Source organism: Aeromonas simiae (genome assembly GCF_014892695.1).
In the GTDB taxonomy this organism is placed as follows: domain Bacteria; phylum Pseudomonadota; class Gammaproteobacteria; order Enterobacterales; family Aeromonadaceae; genus Aeromonas; species Aeromonas simiae.
In genome coordinates this window covers 3,695,563-3,720,340 of the sequence record NZ_CP040449.1, presented here as the reverse complement: position 1 = coordinate 3,720,340, position 24,778 = coordinate 3,695,563, and the positions used below count along the sequence as shown (strand labels likewise).

Below are 24,778 nucleotides of genomic sequence, written 5' to 3'. Positions count from 1 at the left end.
AGCCGCCTTTTAGGTGAGTTTTGAACATATTTTGAACCGACTATAGCACCGTCCGGTGCCTGGAAAGCCGCTTTTACTCTTCGAACCGTGCAAGCTTCCCATAGCTAGTTTGGCTAACCGTGCAATCATCCCACATACCGCCAATTTAATCCCAGCCCTTTAGCAGCCTGGCTGAGCGGGCTTTTAGGCCCTCTAGAATGGTGCTGCTGATGGCATCGGGGAAGTCTGCTGGCAATTGCTGGGTAATGCGCTCAATAACATCATCAACGGAGTTGGCCAGTTCTGTCAGGATCTCTTCCATAGCAGAACGCTCAAATCCCACAGCTTTTGCCGTTTGGAAAAAATGGCGCGGGAATATCTGCTCAATGGCGTACTTCTTTCCCTTGATGCTTGCTAGGCCCATAGCGAGCTTGGCGTCCCTTCGGTTGAGGCCTCGGCCGCCAAACACTGGATAGACAGATAGGATGTCGTAAAAAGGGGTCAGGCGAAAACGTCCTTCCGGTTCAATAAAGACTGAGAAGTTCTTTGCATGGCCATCGGTGGCCGCAAGCAGCCAGAACAGGACCTGAGATTTCATGAACAGGTAGCGATCCTGTTCTGGTGTCGCAGAGCCCAGCAAGGTTTTCATGATGTCAGTGATCCCTGGTCCTCCATGGCTCTCGTATTTCCGTGCTGACGGAACATTCAATACCTGACAGAAATCTTCTTGGGGAAGGCGCATGATCCAACTGCTATCGGCAGCGTAACGTCTGTCGAAGCGTTCCACAGCCAGTGCTTTGACCTGGCCAACCTGCATCATGAAGCAGTGAGGTACGGGTAGACCAAACTCCTTGGCAATCAGAGTGCAGAGATATTCGTTTTCTACGCTCTGGGAGAGGTCTATCGAGTAGGAGTGGCTTTCAATCTTGCCGATAGGGAGTTTGATAATGTGGGTTGTCGGCGTTGTGTTGAGTGGCAAGTACCAACGGCCATCGAGATAGAGCAGGGCAGTCTTTTCTTGCGCCCCGGCGATAGAGATCCGGAACTCCTCTTGTTCCCTGACCATCCCCAAAGGGATTCCTGATTTGTAGCTGGTCAGGATCTGCTCGAGCTCGTCATCGGAAAGTGCCTTGTAGTCGATTCGCCTGACATCTGGAACATCGTGCCCTTCGGTAACCAGCTGTAATGCCCCTACGCTATCCTGGCCAATGCAACTGAGCAGATCGAAGGGCTGAGTTGATGCCGCTTGATAGCGTGCTACAACCCTGTTCCTCACCTCCATATTATCTGGCAGCAGGTTATCGAAGAAGTTATAGGCTTCATCGCCCCGGTAGGGCTGATGGCGCAATGGCATGGAGAGTGAAATCGGACGGCTGCCCGGTTGTGCTAGCCATGACTCATGGTACTGAAATTGATGGGCGCCGCTGGTAGCTTTGGTGAATGTGCCTACCCGATAGCCGTTCATGTAGACAGCCAGATTGGCCATTACCACTCCTCCTTCCAGCCCGATGTCGGACTATCGGATGACTCATTGCGGGGTTTGATGTCCAGTGACAATTCGAGTGCCGCGAGGATCTTGAACAGGGTCTCTAGCTTGGTGGACTCAGGGTTGAGTTCGAAGCTGGAGACTGTGTCTTGCCTAATCCCTACTTTTTCGGCCACTTTGCCTTGAGAGAGCTTTTGAGAAAGCCTGGCATCCTTGATACAGGCGCTCAGCTGCTTGGCGCTGGTTACTTTCATGATTCGACAACCTGGTAGCGTGCCTTCTTCCAATTTACACGCTATGGCAGGTATATCAATGTTTACCTGTTATAGGAGGTAAATATAACTTACACGCTATAGGCGGTATTTAACATTTATCCCCTATAGCGGGTAAGAGAACGGTAAACGGAGATATGACGTCGAAGTTTCAATTAATATGGGCAGCCAACCAGTCGAGACCTTGCTCTGCAAACGTAAACAGTTGGTCGCTATAGCCTTGAGCAATGACGCTACGGATGATCTCGGGATCAATATTCAGATAGTCGTGCACCAGCGCATTGCGAAGGCCAATGATCTTGCGCCAGCCGATTAAGGTGTCGGGGGAGAGCTCACCACGCTGGGCCAGGATTTCGAATGCCTGATAGGCATCCTGTGGGGTATGACTTGCCAATGCTTTAGCCCAGTGCTTTGCCACGCCAATACACGCTTCGATAGACACTTGCAGAGTTCGCTCAGCTGCGCGGTACTCCAGATTGGAAAGCGCACGCAGCGCCAGAATAGCCCGTATCTCTGACAACTCGGCCTTATAGCGCGACAGGCTGATGCGTAAAGCTCCTATATAGGCGTTATCACTCATCTTTACTCCACTCCTCAGAATGATGTTTGCTGATATAGGCTTGGCGATGGGGATAACCAAGTTCCATCTGCGACATTATCCGCGCCTCCTCTTGCAAACGCCGCCCCTCATCACGGCTATAGAGAGGACGATTTGCATCTACTACCGCAAAAGCCAACGGAATCGGGGCCTGATTGATATCGACGACCGAAAGTTTACCCTCTGCCAACCCCAGGGCACGTTGCCACTCCAGCGCGAGCAGTTCAGGGCGCAAGCGGTTTTCCAGTGCAGTACCCAGTGGTCCACTCTGTTTGATTGGATCAAAGGCCACCGCAAGATCCCAGTCGCTGGCAGGACCTGCAGTCCCCTTGGCACGGGAGCCGTAAAGCCAAAGCACCTGCACATGGGGGTTGCTGTTGGCTAGGGTAATCAGCTGGTGAATAACATCGCTGTTGGGTTTCATATTGGTACGGCCATTTGGTCGCTTGAGACAGAGTTCTAGTTAGTATGGTGCCACATGGTTGGGCTTTTGTACGTAACTTCCAGTAGCCTGCCGCGCTGCGCTTGGCTGCTGGCTTGTTCGGTGAGTCGAAAAGATGACTCACCTCAAAGCCCAGCTTCTGTAGATTTCCTCCTTTGGCATCCCATTCAGCAGATCAGGAATAGTGAGCAACGTCGCTTAAATACTCAAATACAACTCAAAAGCGACTTTGTGATGACGGATCACACTTAAAGTTTGTGCTGTCAGATCAAAAGGCTATCGAAAGGTTGTGTTTCGATCGTTATGTGGTGGTTCTAAAAAGGTATACCCCATAAAAACCACTTAATACCCTCTCGAAAATCATATTGAAACCATTTATATTGAACCAATAATTGGGAACCACTTTAAACAGACCGATGGGGTTTCAATGTTCATACGGGCGTATTTACGTGCATCGACAGTGGAACAGGATGCTGAGCGGGCACGAGAGCTGCTGATTGGTTTTGCTGCTGAGCATGGCCATCAGATTGCCAGTTTCTATGTGGAGAATGAGTCTGGAGCGACGCTGGACAGGCCTGAGCTTATGAGGCTGATCCGCGACGCTGCAGATCGTGACATTGTGCTGGTAGAGCAGATTGATCGTCTGGCCCGTCTCAATCAGACGGATTGGCAAACACTGAAGCAGCTTTTGGCACAGAAACAGCTCTCCATCGTTTCTCCTGAGCTTCCGACTTCCTGGGTGGCATTACAGGGGGGCAGCCGCTCCGAGTTCACCAGCGCCATCTTGCAGGCTGTAAATGGCATGCTGTTGGATATGCTCGCAGCCGTCGCTCGTAAAGACTATGAAGATCGCCGTCGCAGGCAGCAGCATGGTATTGCCAAGGCCAGGGATGAAGGGAAATACCGTGGTAGGCAGAAGGATGAGAAGAAGCGTCAGCACATCGCTAGGCTGTTGGTGACAGGCCACAGTTATTCCGCGATTCAGGAGATGCTTGGTTGCTCAAGGTACCTTATCGCCAGTGTGGCCAAGGAGACACGCAGTTAGCTCCAGAAGTAGTAATTTTTGATGACCGGCCCACCCTTGCGCTGTGGGCGAGGGGTTGTCTTGAGGTTTTTCGCTGTCCAGATAAGTGCGATGCTCAGTGCCGTGAACAGCCCGGCGGGCCAGTGCCAGCAGGTGAGTGCGGCAAGAGCCATTAACTGCAACCTGGCCGTGATGGGGCGCTTGGTGGCCCAGGCCAGTATTGGCCAGCACCAGTAAACCGGTGGCAGGCAGATCAGCAGCCATGCAAACAGCGTGTCGCCAAGTGCCATCAAGCCCAGCGCAACCACCGCCATGAGGGCGATATCAGCGATCGGTTTCATGGTGTCGCTCTTTTGCATGCGCCTTATAGCTATACAGACTCCACACGAAGACAAGCGTGAAGAAGGCCAGCAAGCCTACCATTCCCCAACTGAACGCATCCATCGTGTTACTCCACCAATGAACATGATTTCAGCATGGCACTGAAGGCTTTGGTGTTCAATCAACTTATTGAAAATATTGACTTTGTTCGTTCGTGACAAAGTTGGAGTACTGGAATCCAGTGGCTTATTGACCAGTGGAATCAGCGCCCTCATTCCCGGCCAATCTCTGTCCAATTCCTTTCCACATAACTATCTATCTGGAATCTTGGTGAGGATATTCCAGATAGTGGAATTTCGCTTCAGAACGAGCACCTGGAATATTGATAGGAGCCTTCCCATCTATCTGGAATGTTCGTGCTGTATTTTGCTCTGGAATGTTGGTCGTCTTATTTGAAGGGATGATGGACCTTGGTGTGCTGGAATTGATGGGGGCTGATTCCTATCTATCTGGAATTTTGCCCCTCATATTTCAGGATGTCAGCAGTCGGTGGGCCATCCCGTCGAGCAGCTGTTTGGTCTTCTCCCAGGTCGGCATCACCTGACCGAGCAAACGCCAGAATCGCTCGCTGTGGTTGTGCTCGGCAAGGTGGCAAAGCTCGTGGAGGATGACGTAATCAATGCACTCTCTGGGGGCTTTTACCAGATGAGGATTAAGTGTGATCCGGCCATTGGGCGAGCAGCTTCCCCATTGGGTTTGCATATTCAGCAGGCGTAGCGGAGGGCGATCAACAACCCACAAGGCTTGTTCCAGCATGGCATCGAGACGTTTGGCGAAAAGCTCTCTGGCGCGGGTTCTATACCACTGGGTCAGTTGAGCCTTCACTGTCTCGGATCCTGGCTGCCTGACTGATACTTCCAGCTTGCCTCGCAGCAGTTTGACCCCTTGCACACTGCTTGGTGCAACGATGACCTTGAGTAGGTATTGCTTGCCGAGATAAAGGTGACTCTCGCCACTGACATAACGGCGTGGCGTAACATGTTCCAACTGCTGACGAAAGTCACGCAACTGCTCGTAGATCCAGCGGGCACGTTTTTTTACCGCCGCAAGCACCTCTTCATCTGGCGTTTGCGGTGGGGCCATCACCTCAACCCGGCAGTCAGGATGCACCTTGATCAGCAGTTTGCCGGCCTTGGGTCTGGTAAGCCGTTCGAACCGGATGAGCTCGCCGCCATAGGAAAAGTGCTGGAGCCTATTGGTCATGTTGCCGGAGGTACTCATCTGCAGTTACATCCCACTGTGACCAACTCGGGTAATCTGCACGACCATTTCCACCATACGTTTGGCTTGATCCATGCCACAGCCGATGGCCTTGCACTCGGTGAACAGCAATGGCAGCAGCTTCTTGCGAATATCGGCCTCAATATTTTGCGGGTTGATAGAGTGTTCGGCGACCGAGGCATCAACCAACCGGTCGATCTCGAAGGCGAGTTTGACCCACTTTTCTTCAACCTGAGCATCCTGGCTGTCAAATAGTTGTGGCAGGTTCTTTTTGAAGACACCGAAGTAGGCCTGAGCATGGCGGTTAGTGCCAAACGCATCAGGCATATCGTTCAGGCGGCGTTCCTGTACCTGCTCTTCAAACTCGCGGAACAGCATGTACTGCTTGAGAGGGTGATCAAACAGTTTTTCCGCCTCTTCAATGGCGAGGCGCAACAAGGTTGAGAAAGACTCCTGAGCATAAGGGTCATCCCTGAGATCCTGCTCAATCATGCGCGTGACGCGAGTCTTTATGATGTCAGTCTCGTTGCGGGTCTTCTCTTTGCTCCACTCTTCCGGCGGTTTTTGCAGTCCCATCTTACCGACTTCATACACACCACCGGGCTCTTTGACCTCGACGCCAACCACATGTTTGTCGAGCAGCTTTTTCACCTGCTGGGCGTACTCGTCGTAGTCGACTCGTTCACCTGCATCCTGTTGCACTGTCTGCCGCAGGCTGGAGAACTGCTGCAGCGTCTCTTTGTAATGACGGCGATCCGTTTCGGTAAAGGCGGTGTCCTCGAAGAACGAGGCCGACTGTAGAGCTACTTTCAGGCAACTGGCAAAGCGGGAGAGTGCCTCATAGAAGTCTTCACGCACCTTGAGATGCACATCTACCAGCTCTCCCTCAACCTCTTCCATTCGGGGTACCAGCACCTGGCGCAGTTGCTCTATGTCCTGCTTGTTCTTTACCCCGGCAAAGATGTTCCACAGGTCCTTGTAGAGCTGTGGCAGGCGCTTGTATTCAGAGCTCATCTGGTTGTAGAGGCCGGCGATGTCGTCAAGGTCGTAGCCGCCCTGAGTGCGTGAGGCGAGATCCTGATACTTGGCGATAGTGGTATCTAGCTCCGAGAGAATGCCGCGGTAGTCGATGAGCAAGCCAAACTCTTTGTCCGGGTGCAGCCGGTTGACCCGGGCGATGGCCTGGATCAGGTTGTGCTCCTTCAAGGGTTTATCGATGTAAAGCACCGTATTCTTGGGCTCATCGAAACCGGTCAGTAACTTGTCTACCACGATCAAGAGCTTGAGCGGATCATCCTTGTCGGCGAAGCGTTCGATAATCTGCTTGGTGTAGAGCTGCTCATCCTGGCTACCCACGTTATCTTTCCACCACTGCACGACCAGAGGGAGGGTAGATTCATCGACATCGGTATTGCCCTCCCGGCTATCGGGGGAGCTGATAACAATGGCGGATTCGAACAATCCAACCTCATCGAGATATTGCTTGTACTTGATGGCGGAAGACTTACTGTCGCAGGCGAGCTGACCTTTCAGCCCTTCCGGAATGTTCTTGTCGAAGTGTTCGGCTATGTCGCGAGCGATAAGCTGGAGCCGGTCATCGGCTTTGTAGAGCTCGCCTTTGCGCGTGTATTTGCGCTTCAGGTCAGCCTTTTGCTCCTCGGTCAGGTTGGTGGCGATGCGGTTAAAACCGGCATCAATCGCCCTGTCGTTCACATCGAGATCCGGGATGCGTTCTTCATAGAGTAGGGGGGTGACCGCTTTGTCCTCAACGGCTCGCTGCATGGTGTAAGCGTGCAGGATGGGGCCAAACTTGTTGGTCGTCTTGTCGTTTTTCAGTAGAGGGGTGCCGGTAAAGGCCACAAAGGCGGCATTGGGCAGGGCCAGTTGCATGCGAATGTTGTTTTCGCCCCCTTGGCTACGGTGCCCCTCATCAATCAGCACGATGAGGTCCGAGCTCTTGTTGACGCACTCAGGCAATTTGGTGGCAGTGTTGAACTTCTGGATCAGCGAGAAAATGATGCGCTCGGTACCCTTGCCAATTTGCTCGGCCAGTCGCTTGCCGGAGGTGGCCATCGCCGCGTCCTTGTCCTTCTTGCCAGCCAGTTCACCACTGGATGAGAAGGTCTTGCTGAGCTGGCTTTCCAGATCCACCCGGTCGGTCACGACAATGATGCGGCAGGCTTTCAGCGCATCATGCAAGATCATCGCCTTGCTCAGGAAGACCATGGTGAACGACTTGCCTGATCCTGTGGTGTGCCAGATCACCCCGCCTTGGCGGCCGCCATCAGGGCGCTTGTGGCAGATCCGCTCGATCAGTCGCTTGATGCCAAATACTTGCTGATAGCGGGCCACTATCTTGCCGGCTTTCTTGTCAAACAGGGTAAACAGACGGGTCATCTCCAGCAGCCGATCAGGTGACAGCAGGCTGATAAGCAGTCGATCCTGGTCCGTCACCGCCAACTCGCCGGCGGCCAATAGGGTCTGGTACCAATCCTGCGTGGCCGGTGGGCGATGATCAAACAGTGTCGAGAGGGTATCTTGGGGAATCGGCCGATTCTTGATCTCGGCCATCTGCGCGTCGCTTATGTCCTCTTCACGCCAGGCTGCCCAGAATTTTTCCGGTGTGCCGCAGGTGCCATAGCGTCCTTCGATTCCGCTGATGGAAAGCAGCAACTGGCTATAGGCGAACAACTGCGGGATCTCACCGTGTAGCTGGTTGCGGATAGTCTGGGAGATCCCTTCTTTGACGGTTGGCCCCTTCTTGGCGTTGCTATCCGGGCGTTTCGCCTCGATCACCGCCAATGGCAGGCCATTGACGAAGCAGACTATATCGGGGCGACGAGACTCTATGCCACTGGCTCGGGTGACATGAAACTCTTCGGTAAAGGTGAAGCGGTTATTGTGCGGGTTATGCCAGTCGATCAAGGCAATGGTCGGGCTCACCTTCTTGCCGTCAATGAATTCGGTGACCGACATGCCATAGAGCAAATGGTTATAGATCCGTTCATTGGCGGTCATCAGCCCTTCGTTAAGCGCTGGAGTACACAGCTCACTTACCAGATTGTCGACTGACTTGGCGGACAGCGGATACCTCTTGCCAGCATACACAAAGACGCGCTTGCTCAGCTCCTCGCGCAGAATCTGGCTCAGTACGACCTGGTCATATTTATTGTTACGGGCTGCCAGTGCCTGCTTGGGGGGCAGAAAAGTCCAGCCCAGCTGGGTCAGCAGGGTCAGGGCCGGGATCTTGGCGCTGAACTCTTCTTGAAACTTGGGTGCGTGGTGATGATCAGTCATTGAGTTCAATTCCCCGTGCAGCGAGCCATTGACGCCCTTTCTCTGTGGTTTGGTAAGCCTGTTCCGGATGATTGGGCACTTCCGGGTAGGCATAGCCAATCAAGCCCTCTTGTTCCCGCATAATGTTCAAATGGGACGCCTTTAGTGCGTTTTCCCGCCGGTTCAGCGTTTTGGCCAGTTGCTCAGTCTTGTAAGGACGCATGGCACAGAGCCACAGAATCACTGGCCACAGGTTATTTCTGCGTGCTTTGGGGGTGAGCTGGTCTATACGAGCGAGCAGATCTGACGGGAGGTCACCCGTATTTGCGTCGAGGTCACCCGTATTTGCGTCGAGGTCACCCGTATTTGCGTCGAGGTCACCCGTATTTGCCACGGGGTCACCCGCATTTGAGCGGGGGCCTTCATCAGAGGCTGCAGCAAACAGTGGGAGTTCGTGAGGCGCTGACAGCTCGTAGTAAGTGGAGGGGCCTGCCCCCCCTTTGACCAGCAACTGGTACTGATGATGCAATCTTCCCAGTACCTGGCTGGCAGCGAGCGTATCAAGGCCGGTAATGGCGCGAAGGCCTGCGTTATCCACCGCTCCCGTCTCTTTGGCCAGGATCAGTGCTTTGGCCTCATCGTTGTTCAAGGTGAAATGAGCGAACTGTTTGAGCCAGGCCAACTGCTCTTCGCCCATCAGTTGATGCAATAGATAGGTTGCCAGAAACTGGTTCTGGATGACCTGACTCATGAAAACAGGTGCGGTCAGACCCACCTGGTCCAGCAGACGCCGCATGGTGCGGATGCCGGAGCCTTTGGTCTCGGCAAAGCTGACGTCGTAGAGCACAGAAGCTAGCACCGGATTGCGCAGGATAGAGCCCATCTCCCCCAGCATCGCCTCGGGCTTGAGAGAGTAGCCGGCGTTGCGTATCTCGAGACGGTTGCTAAAGCGCACCACTATGATGGGCTGATTAACCTGATAATCACGGTGCATGACGGCGTTGACCACCGCTTCGCGAATCACCTTCTGTGGCAGCAAGGGCTGGTCGTCTCGTTGGGTTTTGCCCTCTTCCAGACGAAAATGCTTTGGCAAGTCATCCAGAATGGTGGCTTCCAGTTTGGGGATCAGCGTCAGCAGGGGTTCACGCAGATCCAGCGTGATGTCGAAGCGCTGTTGAGGGTCTTCCACCCACTGAGTGCCGGCGACGCGCACATAGTCCACGCGCATGGCGGGTAACAGTCTTCGCAGCGCCAGCGGTTTGCCAAGGAGCAACAAGCCGGCGATATTGGGTACCCATTCACCCTGGCGCTTTTTCACCAGATTGAGGCATTGGAGCATCTCACTGTCACTGGCCTGCAACTCTTCAGCATGAGGGCGAACCTTGCTGCGCAGCGTGCGATAGAGCTCGATGGCGTGGGGATCGAGATCATCCCAGTGGGCATCAGGCAGCAGAACCTGCTCGAACCCCAGGCCATTTTTGGCGAGCAGCAAGGGCTCCAGCTCCAGCTGGGAGCATTCGTAATCACCGTTCAATCCCCGTCGCCAGACGCCGCTCTTGCGCTTGTTCTTGCTGTCGAACTTCCCCTTAAAGGTGCAAGGCTTGGCTGCCGGCTCCAGTTCGGGGACAAAGACAACCAGCACACGCTTGCCCTCCAGCTGATGGGCTTGCGCCTGTACCGGGATAGGCTGTTCAAACTGGTCACGGCAGTTGGTCTGCAGCGTGTTGAGGAGCTGGTCACTGTGGTTGACACCGCATACCGAAAAGGTGTCGTGTGTTTCATCTGGCTCGTTAACCCCGAGCAGCAGATAGCCACCACCAAGGCCAGGCTCATTGGCAAAGGCACAGATCGACTGCATGACGGATGAACCGATGTCGCTGCCCCGCTTGGCCTCGATACGGGGACACTCATCCAGCTCGCGCAACTGAGCCAGCAACTGCTCCGGGGTAAATTCGATCATGCCTTTGAACGCTCCTTCAACTGTGTGCTACCGATGGCGTCTGTTCGGGGTCTTGCCATCTCAACTCAGTGCAAACAGCACTGTTTGAACTTCTTGCCGCTGCCACAGGGGCAGGGGTCATTGCGCCCGATCTTGGGGGCCACTCTAACCGGCAGGGTTACTGGTGTGAGGGCTGGTGCGGCTATCGGCGCTGTGCTTGGCCCCCGTTGGGCCAGAAAATGGGCGTGCAGTCGCAAGGCGGCGGTGCCCACCTCGGCCACGCTCTGTTGATGCTCCGGTAGCGACAGGCTGGCAAGCTGTGGCAGCCGGTCATCGCTGCCATGCAGGCGGATCACCTCAAGCGAGCTATCCAGCTCCTCTGGCAAGGCTGGCCAGTTTCCCAGTGCCATGCCACGCAGATAGCCAAAGCACCAATCTTCGGCGTTGCAGATCTCCTGCCCTTCGACATAGTTGGCCATCAGCACCGGGATAAAGTGCTTGGGCTGATAACAGAGGGTATGGGCCAGAATATTCATATGGCCGAGGATCAAATCCAGCGCCCGTTTCATCTCCCGCTCGGACGACCACTCAGGGGGCGTGCCACCCCAGAGTACCGGCCACCACTGGCTGGGTGGCACCAGCTCGGGGCCGGAGAGCACGGCGGTCAGAAAGCCGTCGAGTGCCGACAGACTCAGCATCGAGTCGTCGTTGCCATGGTCCATCAGCCGTTTCTCCAGCCATTCCACTTCGGCTTCGGTCATGGGGTGGATGGTCGCTTTTTTCATGCGGCCTCCTCCACCTTGACCCGCCGTTTGCCGGTCAACAGTTGTTGCATCAGCGCCTTTTTCTCCTGCTTTAAGACGTCGAGTTTTTGTTGCAGAGCTGAGATTTCCTGATCGGCGGTGGAAAGTACTGCTGCGATTTTTTGTTGCTCCTCTAAGCTTGGGTATGGCAACTTTAAGAATGAAAAGTCTTCATAGCTGATCTGCTTTCCATCCCGGATACCGATTACCGCAACAGCCAGATGACCAATAAAGTCATAAGACTTGTAATATTGCTTATAGAACTCATCATCAATCAACCGAATTGGTTCTAATACGGTGTATGCAGGGCTAACCAAGCCTCGATAACTTGAGTATTCCAAACCGCCTTGGAATGAGCGAAGGCTAATAATGAAATTACCCGGAACAACAAGTTTGTAACCTTGGGTAGAGCCGTCAGGCATTACTACTCGACGTTCGAGCATTGAGCGTGGCAATACGCCTTGGTCTTGCGTAACCGCCAATAACTCTTCAGTTTCAGAGTTATTTTTCCGGGAAATTGTTTTGAACAATTCACTGGCCTTTAGCCACCTCCACTCCCCACTAAACCTCACCCCATTTTTATCGAGCACACGTTTTTTGCCGGTCAGCAGTTGCTGCATCAGCGCCTTTTTCTGCTGCTGGCTGTTGGCGAGCAGTTGTTCGGTGGTAATGATGGCCTTATCCCAGGTGGAGAGGATTTGGGCGATTTTATTTTGTTCGGGGAGTGGGGGAAGTTTAATTTTTAGCACTTGATATGCGCCAACATTCAAATGCTTCTGTGCCATACCCCCTTGTAGATCCAAGACTTGGCTCTTCCCCATGTGGCTGTTTGTATATGCACAAAGATACTCAGATATGATCTGCTCCCTATCTGGTCGTGCGATTACAATGTCTATTGCATTTGAGCCTTCAAATTCAGGAGTCACCACACAGGCGGTACCAGGATATCCTGTACGTACTATTAGAATATCTCCGGCTTTAAGCTGGCTTTTTTTATTTGCAGCGTGTCCTTCATGGGAGAAATATACCCAGTCATTATCATTGATAAAGCCTTCTCTGACATTGGCTGACCTGAAGGTTTTAACCCCTTCACTTTCTTCAACATAATATTGAGTAGGCTTGATGACTACGCCAACAGAAATGGATTCACATACATCCTTAGCTTCAACAAGCTTCCATCCATTAGGCACCATAACCAAGCTCCTCCAGATACTTGGCCATCTCGGTTTCCAGATCGGTCAGTTGGGTTTTTAGCAACTCCCGCTCGGCACGTACCGCCAGCAGATCGATCTCCTCTTCCTCCTCGAAGGTATCCACGTAGCGGGGGATATTGAGGTTGTAGTCGTTCTCCTTGATCTCTTTGAGTGAGGCCAGATAGGCATATTTATCGACATTGCCGCCGTTGCGGTAGGTGGCGACGATCTTGGCGATATTCTCCGGGCTCAGTACATTCTGGTTCTTGCCGGCCTTGAATTCGCGGCTGGCGTCGATAAACAGCACATTGTCGTCCACCTTCTCTTTTTTAAAGATCAGGATGGCGGCGGGGATGCCGGTGCCAAAGAACAGTTTCTCCGGCAGGCCGATCACCGCATCGAGCAGGTTCTCGTCAATCAATTGTTGGCGAATTTTTCCTTCGCTCGAACCCCGGAACAGCACGCCATGAGGCACCACGACACCCATGCGACCGCTCTTGGGTTTCAGGGTCTCGATCATATGGAGGATAAAGGCGTAATCTCCCTTGGTCTTGGGTGGAATGCCGCGCTTGAAGCGGCCATATTTATCAATCCCAGCCTCGTCATGACCCCACTTGTCCAGTGAGAACGGCGGGTTGGCGGTCACGATATCGAAGTGCATCAGATCGCCGTTTTTATCCAGCAGTTTGGGGTTGCGGATGGTATCGCCCCACTCGATTTTGTGGTTGTCTTCCCCGTGCAGGAACATGTTCATTTTGGCCAGTGACCAGGTGGAGCCGATGGCTTCCTGCCCGTAGAGGGCGTAACGTTTCTGGCCGTGATTTTTTTGTGCCACTTTGCGGCCACACTTCATCAAGAGCGACCCGGAACCACAGGCGGGATCGCAGATGGTATCGCCGAGCTGCGGATCCAGCAGTTCTGCCATCAGATCGGAGACCTCGGGCGGGGTGTAGTACTCGCCAGCCTTCTGGCCGCTGTTGGCGGCAAACTTGCCGATCAGGTACTCGTAGGCGTTGCCAATCACGTCGAGGTTGCCGACCCGGCTTGGTTTCAGGTTGAGCTCCGGTTTGGCAAATTCCTCCAGCAGATAGCGCAGTATGGTGTTCTTCTGCTTCTCTTCGCCGAGGCGATCGCTGTTGAAGCTGATGTCCTGAAACACGCTCTTGTTGCCATCTTTGAGCTTGGTGCCGTTGGCTTCTTCCAGTGCGTGCAGAGCCTGATCGATCCGCTCGCCGTTTCCTGGCTCGTGACGTCGTTCATAGAGGGTGTAGAAGCTGGATTGTTTGGGCAGCACAAAGCGCTCGCTCTTCATCATCTCTTCGATAAGCTCTGGTGCGTCGCCGTACTGCTTCTTGTAGCCGTCGTAGTGATCCTGCCAGACATCGGAGATGTACTTCAGGAACAGCATGGTGAGGATGAAATCCTTGTAGGTATCGGCGCTGATAGTGCCGCGGAAGACATCGCAAGCACCCCAAACGGTGTTGTTGATAACGTCCTGATTGATCTGTTCGGTCATAAAGGGTGTTTCCTTGGCGTAATAACGGGTATGCGAGCCTCAAGAGGCATCTGTATCGGATTGTTCAAGTAGGCGAGTCGCGATGGCATGCATCATCTGCTCGCCATTGTGCTGGAGGAGCTGCATCAATTGGCGCTCCTCCTGCAGCGTGCGAGCCATTGCCAAAATGGTTTGTTGTTCTGCCAGTGATGGAAGCCCAATCAAGGCCTCTTCCAACACCTGGCGGCGAATACTCTTGGTCAGGGTGCCTTCGGCATGCAGTTCGAAGTAACGCTGGCAGGGCTGCTGATTGAGCTGCCAGGCGAGGAACTCCGGGATCAGTGCATCAGATTGTGGCCGTACCACATAAAAGTGGGGGGCCGCCACAGCTGGCAGTGGGGCATGCCGAGTATCAACCAGCACGGCATAGTTTTGGTTGCCCCGTGCTGCCACCAGAATATCTCCAGTTTGCAGCCAGTCCGGTGCTTTTTTGCCAGTTGCCTCACTGCGCAAGCAGCTCATCCAGTCGACACCGAACTCTGACGAGGTGTCTTTCATCTGCACAACGGCCAGATTCCCCTCTGGATACTCGGGGATCTTGCCGCGAAACGGATAACCAGCGCTGATAGTGGCGATTTGGTTCAGGTGTAATTTCACAAAAAATCTCGTCATCGCTAATGATGCTGATGCTTAGTGTCTCTGATGAGACTTTGTTCCGTCAAGACAATGTTCGATCTTTTTTTGCATCAATGGCGATGAATCTTGTTGTTTGGCTCTCACATGTGAAAGTTTTCCCTCCGTAAAAATCGCTCTTGGTGCCCAAATTGGACAACTACAGCAACGAGGTTTTCGCCTAGCCCCCAGTACGCTCTTGCATGCTGATGTTTGTAACTAGGAGACAATCTGCATGCGCGAACAAAATTCGTCAGTTTTCAGTGATCCGAATGGGGCAATCCTGAAAGAGCTTTATGAGCTTAAGCAGTTGGTAATCCAGCAAGGACAGGCGCAAAAAGAGGTGCTTTCTGCCGAGGAGTGCGCTGAGTTGCTGGGGGTTTCTGTCTGCTATGTGTACCGGCTGACCAGTGAAAAGCGTCTGCCGCATTACAAGCCACAAGGCAAAAAGATCTACTTCAAGCGCGTTGAGCTGCTGGACTGGCTGCTCTCCCACCGCATTTCACCAGACGCCGAACTCACTGAGCATGTAACCAAGCGTGTGCGGCAAGCTAGCCATGGGCGGTTGTGAGGTGGGTATGACACAGGATCTGATTACATCTCTCTGCCCCCAGGATCTCCGGTCGGCTTTTATTGAACCTCCGAAACCCCTCGATTTTGTCCTCCCGGGGCTGCCTGTTGGCTGCGTTGGTGCGTTGGTGTCACCGGGAGGGGTGGGCAAATCGATGTTGGCATTGCAACTGGCAATGCAGATCGCCGGTGGGCCGGATTGGATTGGACTTGGCAAGCTGGGCAGGGGAACCGTGCTCTACCTGCCTGCTGAGGACCCTTGGCCTGTACTGCACCAGCGCTTGTTTGCCTTGGGCGGAGGTCTTGATGCTGAACTTCGTGCCAACGTTGAACGATACCTTCGTCTTATACCGCTGCAGGGATCCAGTCCGAATGTGTTGGATAGCCACTGGTGGGAAGCGATTGCCATTTGGGCTGAGGGGGTCAGGTTGGTGGTTATCGATACACTGAGACGATTTCACGATGCTGACGAGAATGCAGCCTGTGCTATGACACTGGTGCTGGGTCAGTTGGAGCGGCTGGCCATGAGACTGGGATGCGCTGTGTTGTTTGTACACCACACCAGCAAATCCGCAGTATTCCAAGAAGCTGGCGATCTACAGCAGGCAAGCCGTGGTTCGTCGGTGCTGGTAGACAATGTGCGCTGGCAGGGCTACCTCGCCACTATGACCAAGAAAGAGGCGCAGCAGCTGGGTGTATCGGCAGAGAAGAGCAAGCTTCACGTGCGGTTTGGGGTAAGCAAAAGTAATTATGGGCCGCCACTACCGGAGCGCTGGTTGGTGCGGGGGGAAGGTGGCGTGCTGTATCCCGCTCCCGCTAGGTTGGGCGTAACACGCCGAGCGGGAGGCAAACGTGTCTTGCTTTGAATTGACCCATGCTAGGCATGACCATATGCACTGTCTTGCACCCGGGTTGTTTAGGGCGATCTCGCATGGCCAACGCCGCCGTGACAAGCTGGAGGTGATTTACCGTTTCGGTGGTGGCAATCAGATCGAGTTCTCCGGGCCTGAGCCGCTGGGTGCAGATGACCTCCGTGTGCTTCAGGGGTTGGTTGCCCTGGCTGGACTTGAGTCACAAAGTAACGAGATTGAGCCAGTTGCGGTGAGCGAAACTGGGGCGATATTGCGAGATCTTCTGGATCTTCGTTGGGCTGCCAACCAGCAAAGGGTATTGGTGGTCAGAAGCAGCCTGCGCAAACTGGCCAAGGAGGTTGGATACGCCAATCCTCGGGATACCAATACTGTACGTTGCTGTATCGAGCGATTGTGGAAGGTGTCGGTGATCGCAAAGGTGGCTGGCCAGCGTAGCGGCTTTCGCTTATTGGCGAACTATGTCAGTGACACTCAGACTGATGGACTTTTTTTGGCGCTTAATCCCTTGCTGACCTACGCCATTATGGGTAATGGTCGCCATGTTCGTATCGACATGACAGAAGTTCGGCACTTGAATGGCAGCATCGCTCGGTTGTTGCATCAGCGGCTATGTGCCTGGGTGGATTGTGGTCAGAAAAGGGCAGTGCAGTTAGACACCTTGGTCGCTTATGCCTTTCCCGATGAGGTCAGCACGGCCACCCATCGCAAGCGGCAATCACGAGTTCGTAAGGCATTGGATGAGCTGACTGCTTTGGGCTGGTCTATCTGCGAACATGCCAAGGGGCGGTTTACCATCGGCCGGCCTGCACTATCACGATAACGGTCACAAACTATCACGAAAGTGGTCACAAAGTTCACGATAACGGTCACAAGCCAATTCAGTGAAACCCAGTTACCGCTTGGGCTGCAGGGCGATCCTGAAATCCGATCTATATTATCTAAGATAATCTAGGCCAGCGCATGGCTGCGCTGGCCTATTTGTTGGCTCTTCCTGGCCATGATCTCGTCGAGGGTGCTTCTATCACCCCAAGACATTGGGGAAATCGAGCATGGCATCTCGGCGCCGCGATTCAAGAATGTCGGCGTAGATTTCGGTGGTTCTCAGCTCACTGTGCCCCAGCAAGCGGGAAAGGGCATAGATATCGACGCCGCGGTTAAGCTGGATGACGGCGAAGGTATGACGCGCGCTGTGGAAGGTTACCTTCTTGGTTATACCCGCCTGCAACGCCCACCGGGTGAGCTCCATGTTGTGCCAAGCCGAGTACTTGAGGCCCTTGAAGATCCGCTCTGTTGCCTTGCCTGGGCGCCCCATCAGCTGCATCGCCATGTCATTCAAATCCAGGTATTGCAGGCCGCTGGTCTTTTTCTGGGTGAATACGATACGGTAATGGCCATAGAAGGGCTCCAGCTCTGCCCAGGTCAGCTTGTGAATGTCGGACCAGCGCAAGCCAGTGCAACAAGAGAACAGAAAGGCGCGCTTAAGAACGTCGTACCGGCACTCGGCCTGGGCCAGGGCTCGTACCTCGTCTTCGGTCAGGTAAACCCGTTTGTTCTTCTCCCCCTGGATAGCTTTGACACGTCGTACCGGATTATCCGGTAGCAGCCGTTCCTGCTCAGCCTGGTTCAGGGCCGCCCTTAACTTGTTGAAATAGGCACTTTGGGTGTTGCGGCTCAGTGGTGTGCCGCTTTTGGTGCGGGCCTTGTGCATCAGGTAATGCCGAAACCCCTCCAGGAACAGCTGATCTACTTCCTCGAAAGTCAGCTCCGGCAGCTTATGGTACTGGCGTAAATGCTTGAGGGCTGATATCCAGATGGAGTGGTTGCTCTTGCTACCTGCCGCTTTTTGGTCTGTAACATCTTGGAAGTACTCGAAGAAGCTGGCCTTGTAGGCGTTCGAGAAATCCAGATGGTGTTTACCAGTCTCGTACTCGAAGAGTCGCTTGGCGCGGATGGCTTCGGCTGCTCGCTGGGTTTCTTTGTTGTGGAGCCGCTGTGCTGGGGTACGCGGCTTGTCGTACAGGAAGAGATCCAGGGTCTCTCTGCTGCGTTTGTGCTTGCGGATGCCCGTGGTTTGGTCAAGGTAGGAGCCGGCGTAGTAGGTTAAGCGCAGAGCGCGCTTGCCTTCGGCGTCCGGTGCGCGGTATTCGATGCTGATCTTCATAAGTGTCCCCCAAAAGTACCCCAAGAGGTTACTTTGGGGTACTCTCGGGGTAAATTCTCACGAAACAAGATCAGGCAAGAATAGCCAGTAAAAAACAAAGTCCAATATTTACAATGTGTTATGTTCTCACTGGCTGCTTTTTATTGCTGATTTTTCACCACATTACTTGCCGATGCAAAAACTCGAGAAGATGCGGCTGAGTAGGTCATCGGAGCTGAACTCGCCGGTGATCTCGGAGAGGGACTCTTGCGCCAGGCGCAGCTCCTCGGCCACCAGCTCGCCAGCCACGAACACCTCGAGCTGCTCCTTGGCCACCAGCAGGCGCTCGGCGGCGCGCTCCAGGGCGTCGAGGTGGCGGCGACGGGCCATAAAGCCGCCTTCAGTGTTGCTCTGAAAGCCCATGATGGCTTTGAGGTGCTCGCGCAGGGCGGGCAGCCCCAGCTCGGTCTTGGCCGAGATGCGGTAGACGGCGTGGCCATGCTCCTGGCTGGGGGCGAGATCCTCGCCGGTCAGATCGGCCTTGTTGCGCACCACGGTGAGGCCAATATGGGCCGGCAGGCGATCGATAAAGTCGGGCCAGATGGCGCGCGGGTCGACGGCGTCTGTGGTGGTGCCATCGACCATGAACAGCACCCGGTCGGCTTGTTCGATCTCGGCCCAGGCGCGCTCGATGCCGATCCGCTCCACTTGATCCTCGGTGTCGCGCAGGCCGGCGGTATCGATGATGTGCAGCGGCATGCCGTCGATGTGGATGTGTTCGCGCAGCACGTCACGGGTGGTGCCGGCAATCTCGGTGACGATGGCCGACTCCCGCCCGGCCAGGGCGTTGAGCAGACTCGACTTGCCGGCGTTAGGGCGGCCGGCGATCACCACCTTCATCCCCTCGCGCAGCAGGGCGCCCTGCTTGGCTTGTGATCGCACACTCTCAAGGTCGTCCATGATGGCGTAGAGATCGCCCGCCACCTTGCCATCGGAGAGAAAGTCGATCTCCTCGTCCGGGAAGTCGATGGCGGCTTCCACATAGATGCGCAGGCGGATCAGGCTCTCTACCAGTGTCTGGATGCGGCTGGAGAACTGTCCCTGCAACGAGTGCATGGCACTGCGGGCCGCCTGTTCGCTGGAGGCCTCGATGAGATCGGCGATCGCCTCGGCCTGAGCCAGATCCAGCTTGTCGTTAAGGAAGGCGCGTTCGCTGAACTCGCCGGGACGGGCCGGACGCACCCCTTCAATCGCCAGGATGCGGCGCATCAGCATGTCGAGGATGACTGGGCCGCCGTGGCCTTGCAGCTCCAGCACGTCTTCGCCAGTGAAGCTGTTGGGGGCCTTGAACAGCAGGGCGATGCCTTGGTCGAGCACCGCGCCACTGGTATCCATGAAGGGCAGGTATTCGGCGTAGCGCACCCGTGGCTGCTTGCCGAGTACCAGCTCGGCGACCCGTTCGGCGAGCGGGCCGGAGACGCGCAGTATGCCCACGCCGCCGCGGCCGGGAGGGGTGGCCTGGGCCACGATAGTGTCTGTATTCATGAATCTTCTCTCCGTCCTGATGCGGCACATTGTAATAAAAAAGGCGGCCAGAAGGCCGCCTTTTATCGTCAGGTTCAGGGTCAGCTGCGGGTGTGCAGGCCCTTCTTCTCCAGCTGACGGTAGATGATGGTCTGCTGGGTGATGGAGATGATGTTACTCACCAGCCAGTAGAGGGTCAGACCCGCCGGGAACCAGAGGAACATGAAGGTGAAGATGATCGGCATGAAGTTCATCACCTTCTGCTGCATCGGATCGGTCACCGTGGTCGGGCTCATCTTCTGCAGGAACCACATGGAGGCCCCCATCAGCAGCGGCAGCACGAAGTAGGGGTCCTTGACCGACAGGTCATGGATCCACAGGGCGAACGGGGCGTGACGCAGCTCGACGGATTCCATCAGGGTCCAGTAGAGGGCGATGAAGATGGGCATCTGGATCAGGATCGGGAAGCAGCCGCCGAGCGGGTTGACCTTCTCCTTCTTGTAGAGCTCCATCATGCCCTGGGACATCTTCTGGCGATCGTCACCGAAGCGCTCGCGCAGGGCTGCCAGCTTGGGCTGCAGCATGCGCATCTTGGCCATGGAGGTGTACTGGGCCTTGGTCAGCGGGTACATCAGGCCGCGCACCACCAGGGTCACCATGATGATGGCCACACCCCAGTTACCGACAAACTTCTGCAAGAAGGTCAGCAACCAGTGCAGCGGCTGGGCGATGAACCAGAGCCAGCCGTAGTCGACGGTCAGATCCAGATGGCTGGCTACGACAGCCATCTTATCTTGCAGCTTGGGACCAACCCACAGCTTGCCGTCCACTTCACCTTGGGCACCGGCGGCGATATCCACCATGGGGGCCTTGTAACCGATGATGGCTTGCTGGCTGTTGTCGACCACACGGGTGTAGAAGGTGTTGGTCTGGTCAGCTTGCGGAGCCCAAGCGGCCACGAAGTAGTGTTGCAGCATGCCGACCCAGCCACCCTTGGTGGTCTTGTCCAGGTTGGCTTCCTTCATCTCATCGAAGGTGTACTTCTTGTAGCGGGTGTCTTCGGTGGAGAAGGCACCACCACGATAGGCACTGGCCACCATGGCGTGACCCTGCTGGCCTTCCGGCGTGGCAATGGTCTGCTTCAGTTGGCCGTAGAACTGCACCTGAACCGGTTGCTGGCTCTTGTTGTCGACCTTGTAGTCGATGCCGACGGCGTAGTCACCACGCTTGAGTACGAACTCCTTGGTGAAGGTCACACCCTGGGCGTTAGTCCAGCTCATCGGTACCACCACGCTCTCCTGACCATCAGCCAGGGTATAGCTGGTCTGCTCGGCACTGTAGGTCGGGCGGCCCTCGGGGCGGGAATCCGGACCGTCACGGCCAATCAGGCCGCTCTGGGCGGTATAGAGGTGCTTGCCATTCTCCAGCAGGACGAACGGCTGATCCTTGCCCTGTTCCAGGGTATGGGCCAGCAGCTCAGCCTTGACGATGTCACCGCCCTGGGTGTCCAGGGTCAGCTTGAGTACGTCGGTGGTGACGGTGATCAGCTTGCGTGCGGCATTGGCCTGCTCGGCAATCTGGGGGACGTCAGCGGACTGACCGGCAGGGACAAAATGCTCGGTCTGTGCGGCGACAGTCGGGGCCGGTTTCGGCGCCTTGTCAGCCTCCCACTGTTGCCAGAGCAGAAAGCTCACGAACAGCAGACCGATCAGGAGTAGATTGCGTTGAGATTCCATAGTCGTCAGTTTCTTCGCTTGGGTTGCGGAACCGGGTCATAACCACCCTCGGATAAGGGGTGGCATTTTAATAGACGTTTACTGCCTAACCAAATGCCTTTTATGAAACCGTGAAGTCGGATGGCTTCCATCGCATATTGCGAACAAGTCGGGGTAAAGCGACAACGGGGTCCCAGCAGGGGGCTGATGATCAGTTGATACAGACGTATCAGCTTGATGGCTACCCATTGCAACGGCGTGACAGAGTGCGCCATAGCTTTTCCAGTAACTTGAACAGCTCCTCGTTCGTCATTTCACGCACACCACCTTTGGCGATCACGACGATGTCGATGGCCGGCAGTTGATGTTGCTTGAGACGGAAACTCTCTCTCACCACCCGTTTGAGACGGTTGCGCCAGACGGCACGCTTGAGGGCCTTTTTGGGCACGGCAAGACCGAGTCGGGGATGATCGAGCTGGTTGGGAACGGCAAGGAGGGTTAATTGCGGGGAAGCGGCCCGGACAGGCTCTGCGAAAACACGCTTGAAATGATCGGGAGTTAGCAGACGTAACTCCCGGGGGAAGGTGTGCGTTGGCATTAAACTACCAGGCGGGCACGACCCTTGGCACGACGAGCGGCCAGAACTTTACGACCGTTGGCGGTGGCCATACGAGCGCGGAAACCGTGAGAGCGCTTGCGCTTCAGGTTGGAGGGTTGGAAAGTACGTTTCATGTTTTTCTACCGTCTTAACTGTACAGTTTTGATTGTCACACTTTAGCCGACGCGCCAGCTAACAGCGTGTGACGACTAGCAAAAGAGGCCGAATTCTAAACAGAGTTCGGCTTTTAGTCAATCCGCCGGGGATTGTCGACTCAACCTTACGGCCTTGCCGAGGCACGATCCCGGTGGATCGCGGGCATCGGATTATACTGGCTACCCGCGCAGGCACAAGGATCCTCTGCGAAAAAAGGCGGCTTTCGCCGCCAAACACAGAGTCTACTTGATGACTTTTCGCAGAAAGGCGCGGGTGCGCGGATCCTTGGGGTCTACCAGGATCTCGCTGGGTGGCCCCTGTTCCACGATGCGTCCCCCCTCCATGAAGATCACCCGATCGGCGACGTCGCGGGCAAACTCCATCTCGTGGGTCACCACCACCATAGTCTGGTGACGGCGCGCGAGTTGTTTCATCAATCCGAGTACTTCATCCACCCACTCGGGATCGAGCGCCGAGGTGGGTTCGTCAAACAGGATGACCTTGGAGTGGGCCGCCATGGCGCGCCCTATACCCACCCGCTGCTGTTGCCCTCCGGAGAGGGAGGCGGGGTAGGCATCCTTCTTATCTTCGAGCCCGATGTCACGCAGGATGCCGAGAGCCGTGGCGCTGGCCTCCGCCTTGGGCTGTTTCCACACGGTAACCAGCCCCTCGGCAATGTTTTGCTGCGCCGTCTTGTTGGCAAACAGGGCGTAGTTTTGGAACACGAACGAGGCGCGCTTACGCAGCTCGATGGCCTGATGCTCGCTGGTGTTGGCCAGATCCAAAGTCAGGTCATCGATGGCGAGGGTGCCCGCATCCGGGGTCTCGAGCAGGTTGAGGCAACGCAACAGGGTGGACTTACCGGTTCCCGAGGGGCCGATGATGACCACGATCTCGCCCTTGCTCACCTCCAGATCGATGCCGTCGAGTACCGTCTTGCCGTCATAGGCCTTGTGCAGGCCAGTCAGTTTAATCATGGCGGCCTCCTCAGTAAGCCCGGTTCAGGCGCAGCTCGAGCAGGTGCTGCAGCCGGGTAAAGATGATCACCACCACCCAGTAGACCAGGGCCACCGCCATGAAGCTCTCGAAGAAGCGGAAGGAGGAAGAGGCCTCCATCTGCGCCTTGCCCATCATCTCGGCCACACCAAAGGTGAAGGCGAGCGAGGTGCTCTTGATCATGTCGATGAAGTAGTTCATCAGGGACGGCGACGCAATACGGGCCGCCTGGGGCAGTATGATGCGCTGCATCGCCTGCAACCGGCTCATGCCGATGCTGAGGGCGGCCTCCATCTGGCTCTTGTGGATACCGAGAATGGCAGCGCGGATCGACTCGGCCATGTAGGCGGCGAAGTGCAGGGTGAGGCCCACCACGGCGGCGCTGAAGGCGTCCATTCCGACGAAGATCGGAAACACCTGCGGCAGGCCGTAGTAGAGCAGGAACAGCTGGACCAGCAGTGGCGTCCCCCGAAAGAAGGAGATGTAGAGCATGGCCAGCCAGTGGATCACGGGAACGCGAAACACCCGCACTATCGCTAGAACGAGCGACAGGACGAGTGCCAGCGCGAACCCCCACAGGGCCATTTCCATCGTGGTGCCCAAGTATTTGAGCAGGATAGGAAACAGCCCCAGGGTGTAGTCGAGGTCGAACTCCATCATTTATTTACTGGTGATGTCGGCGGCGAACCATTTTTCGGAGATCTGACGCAGGGTGCCGTCGGCACGCATGGCGCTCAGGGCGTCATCGACCTTCTTCAGCAGCGCCTCTTTCTCCGGCTTTTTCAGGAAGGGCAGAGCGTTTTCCAGGGTCTCAAACGGCTTGCCGGCCTGTTGCAGCGGTAGTTTGGACTCTTTGATGAGTTGGGCGGTGGAGACGCGATCCATCACGAAGGCGTCGATACGGCCCAGGGCGACATCCTGCTCGAAGGCGGAGTCATAGGTGCGGATATCGATCTTCTTCTCGGGATCGTTCTTGCGCAGCAGCTCTTCAAAGTTGGAGCCGAGGTTGACGGCGACCTTCTTGCCGGCCAGATCGGAGAGAGAGTGGATGGTGTCATTGCCTTTGCGCACCACGATCTGGGCACCGTCATAGACATAAGGCTGGGAGAAGTTGTACTTGGCCTTGCGCTCGTCGGTGATGGTGATCTGGTTGGAGATAGTGTCGATCTTGCCGGTTTCCAGCATGCCAAACAGGCCGGAGAAGCTGGCGGTCACGAACTCGACCTGATCGCCTGTGCGCTTGCCGATCTCGTTCCACATGTCCACTTCGAAGCCTTGCAGCTTGTCCTGCTTGACGAAGGTAAACGGAAAATACTTGCCGGACATTCCGACCTTGATGGTTTCTGCCTGGATATTGGCGGACAGGGCGGCCAGCAGAATAGCGGCGCCAGACATCAGCTTGATGGACATGAACATACCTCTCTGT

25 protein-coding genes are annotated in these 24,778 nt (G+C 55.4%); 4 read left to right on the top strand and 21 right to left on the bottom strand.

The window, feature by feature from the left end; genetic code table 11:
* Window positions 1-145: 145 nt before the first annotated feature.
* From FE240_RS17735 to mntA, 4 genes are all read right to left on the bottom strand, one after another.
* Window positions 146-1,465 (bottom strand): type II toxin-antitoxin system HipA family toxin, encoded by a 1,320-nt coding sequence (locus FE240_RS17735; protein WP_193002807.1) that lies wholly within the window; start codon window positions 1,463-1,465, stop codon window positions 146-148.
* Entirely contained in the window at window positions 1,465-1,719 is a 255-nt protein-coding gene (locus FE240_RS17730) for a helix-turn-helix domain-containing protein (protein ID WP_101323164.1), read from the bottom strand. Before FE240_RS17730 ends, FE240_RS17735 begins: the two co-directional genes overlap by 1 nt.
* Window positions 1,720-1,888: 169 nt before the next feature.
* The gene (hepT, locus tag FE240_RS17725) at window positions 1,889-2,317 is read right to left on the bottom strand and encodes a type VII toxin-antitoxin system HepT family RNase toxin (RefSeq protein WP_118882200.1); all 429 of its coding nucleotides are present in this window, start codon (window positions 2,315-2,317) and stop codon (window positions 1,889-1,891) included.
* Entirely contained in the window at window positions 2,310-2,759 is a 450-nt protein-coding gene (mntA, locus tag FE240_RS17720) for a type VII toxin-antitoxin system MntA family adenylyltransferase antitoxin (RefSeq protein WP_193002806.1), read from the bottom strand. Before mntA ends, hepT begins: the two co-directional genes overlap by 8 nt.
* 445 nt (window positions 2,760-3,204) lie before the next feature.
* On the opposite strand from mntA, the gene FE240_RS17715 reads away from it, so the two are divergent.
* The gene (locus FE240_RS17715) at window positions 3,205-3,822 is read left to right on the top strand and encodes a recombinase family protein (RefSeq protein WP_193002805.1); all 618 of its coding nucleotides are present in this window, start codon (window positions 3,205-3,207) and stop codon (window positions 3,820-3,822) included.
* On the opposite strand, the gene FE240_RS17710 is transcribed toward FE240_RS17715, so the two are convergent.
* The 8 genes from FE240_RS17710 to FE240_RS17675 form a co-directional block, all read right to left on the bottom strand.
* Complete coding sequence (locus FE240_RS17710) at window positions 3,819-4,142, bottom strand: hypothetical protein (protein WP_193002804.1); 324 nt, start codon at window positions 4,140-4,142, stop codon at window positions 3,819-3,821. The two genes, FE240_RS17715 and FE240_RS17710, sit on opposite strands and share 4 nt — an antisense overlap.
* Before the next feature lie 511 nt (window positions 4,143-4,653).
* Complete coding sequence (locus FE240_RS17705; protein WP_226798895.1) at window positions 4,654-5,403, bottom strand: M48 family metallopeptidase; 750 nt, start codon at window positions 5,401-5,403, stop codon at window positions 4,654-4,656.
* Window positions 5,404-5,409: 6 nt separating this feature from the next.
* The gene (locus FE240_RS17700) at window positions 5,410-8,700 is read right to left on the bottom strand and encodes a type I restriction endonuclease subunit R (RefSeq protein WP_193002803.1); all 3,291 of its coding nucleotides are present in this window, start codon (window positions 8,698-8,700) and stop codon (window positions 5,410-5,412) included.
* Complete coding sequence (locus tag FE240_RS17695; RefSeq protein WP_019841151.1) at window positions 8,693-10,639, bottom strand: RNA-binding domain-containing protein; 1,947 nt, start codon at window positions 10,637-10,639, stop codon at window positions 8,693-8,695. The genes FE240_RS17700 and FE240_RS17695 overlap by 8 nt, the downstream gene beginning before the upstream one ends.
* Before the next feature lie 65 nt (window positions 10,640-10,704).
* A complete protein-coding gene (locus tag FE240_RS17690) occupies window positions 10,705-11,403 on the bottom strand; it encodes a UPF0149 family protein (RefSeq protein ID WP_193002802.1) in 699 nt (232 codons plus the stop codon).
* A complete protein-coding gene (locus tag FE240_RS17685) occupies window positions 11,400-12,614 on the bottom strand; it encodes a restriction endonuclease subunit S (protein WP_193002801.1) in 1,215 nt (404 codons plus the stop codon). Before FE240_RS17685 ends, FE240_RS17690 begins: the two co-directional genes overlap by 4 nt.
* Complete coding sequence (locus tag FE240_RS17680) at window positions 12,604-14,130, bottom strand: type I restriction-modification system subunit M (protein WP_193002800.1); 1,527 nt, start codon at window positions 14,128-14,130, stop codon at window positions 12,604-12,606. Before FE240_RS17680 ends, FE240_RS17685 begins: the two co-directional genes overlap by 11 nt.
* Before the next feature lie 39 nt (window positions 14,131-14,169).
* Window positions 14,170-14,766, bottom strand: coding sequence for a restriction endonuclease subunit S (locus FE240_RS17675; protein ID WP_226798893.1), 597 nt, complete (start codon window positions 14,764-14,766; stop codon window positions 14,170-14,172).
* Between the two features lie 250 nt (window positions 14,767-15,016).
* Here FE240_RS17675 and FE240_RS17670 point away from each other — a divergent pair, with 250 nt between their 5' ends.
* From FE240_RS17670 to repC, 3 genes are read left to right on the top strand one after another with little or no spacing between them, the layout of a single operon-like run.
* Complete coding sequence (locus tag FE240_RS17670; protein WP_015848536.1) at window positions 15,017-15,352, top strand: helix-turn-helix domain-containing protein; 336 nt, start codon at window positions 15,017-15,019, stop codon at window positions 15,350-15,352.
* On the top strand, window positions 15,339-16,217 hold the full coding sequence (locus FE240_RS17665) for a helicase RepA family protein (RefSeq protein WP_319016743.1): 879 nt from the start codon (window positions 15,339-15,341) through the stop codon (window positions 16,215-16,217). Before FE240_RS17670 ends, FE240_RS17665 begins: the two co-directional genes overlap by 14 nt.
* A complete protein-coding gene (repC, locus tag FE240_RS17660; protein WP_047439884.1) occupies window positions 16,204-17,043 on the top strand; it encodes a replication protein C, IncQ-type in 840 nt (279 codons plus the stop codon). Before FE240_RS17665 ends, repC begins: the two co-directional genes overlap by 14 nt.
* Before the next feature lie 201 nt (window positions 17,044-17,244).
* Here repC and FE240_RS17655 read toward each other — a convergent pair whose 3' ends face one another.
* From FE240_RS17655 to FE240_RS17615, 9 genes are all read right to left on the bottom strand, one after another.
* The gene (locus FE240_RS17655; protein WP_058056545.1) at window positions 17,245-18,384 is read right to left on the bottom strand and encodes a site-specific integrase; all 1,140 of its coding nucleotides are present in this window, start codon (window positions 18,382-18,384) and stop codon (window positions 17,245-17,247) included.
* Between the two features lie 162 nt (window positions 18,385-18,546).
* Window positions 18,547-19,908, bottom strand: a complete 1,362-nt coding sequence (mnmE, locus tag FE240_RS17650) for a tRNA uridine-5-carboxymethylaminomethyl(34) synthesis GTPase MnmE (RefSeq protein WP_193002797.1) — start codon at window positions 19,906-19,908, stop codon at window positions 18,547-18,549.
* An 80-nt stretch (window positions 19,909-19,988) separates the two neighbouring features.
* On the bottom strand, window positions 19,989-21,623 hold the full coding sequence (yidC, locus tag FE240_RS17645; RefSeq protein ID WP_193002796.1) for a membrane protein insertase YidC: 1,635 nt from the start codon (window positions 21,621-21,623) through the stop codon (window positions 19,989-19,991).
* A gap of 5 nt (window positions 21,624-21,628) precedes the next feature.
* Window positions 21,629-21,877 carry a membrane protein insertion efficiency factor YidD gene (gene yidD, locus FE240_RS17640; RefSeq protein ID WP_084214801.1) on the bottom strand — a complete coding sequence of 83 codons (249 nt, stop codon included), beginning with the start codon at window positions 21,875-21,877 and terminating at the stop codon, window positions 21,629-21,631.
* Complete coding sequence (gene rnpA, locus FE240_RS17635) at window positions 21,844-22,200, bottom strand: ribonuclease P protein component (protein ID WP_042047699.1); 357 nt, start codon at window positions 22,198-22,200, stop codon at window positions 21,844-21,846. The genes yidD and rnpA overlap by 34 nt, the downstream gene beginning before the upstream one ends.
* Window positions 22,200-22,334, bottom strand: coding sequence for a 50S ribosomal protein L34 (rpmH, locus tag FE240_RS17630; RefSeq protein ID WP_005307156.1), 135 nt, complete (start codon window positions 22,332-22,334; stop codon window positions 22,200-22,202). The genes rnpA and rpmH overlap by 1 nt, the downstream gene beginning before the upstream one ends.
* A gap of 264 nt (window positions 22,335-22,598) precedes the next feature.
* Complete coding sequence (locus FE240_RS17625; protein ID WP_193002795.1) at window positions 22,599-23,333, bottom strand: amino acid ABC transporter ATP-binding protein; 735 nt, start codon at window positions 23,331-23,333, stop codon at window positions 22,599-22,601.
* A 10-nt stretch (window positions 23,334-23,343) separates the two neighbouring features.
* Window positions 23,344-24,012, bottom strand: a complete 669-nt coding sequence (locus FE240_RS17620) for an amino acid ABC transporter permease (protein ID WP_156991769.1) — start codon at window positions 24,010-24,012, stop codon at window positions 23,344-23,346.
* Entirely contained in the window at window positions 24,013-24,768 is a 756-nt protein-coding gene (locus FE240_RS17615; RefSeq protein ID WP_193002794.1) for an amino acid ABC transporter substrate-binding protein, read from the bottom strand.
* Window positions 24,769-24,778 lie beyond the last annotated feature (10 nt).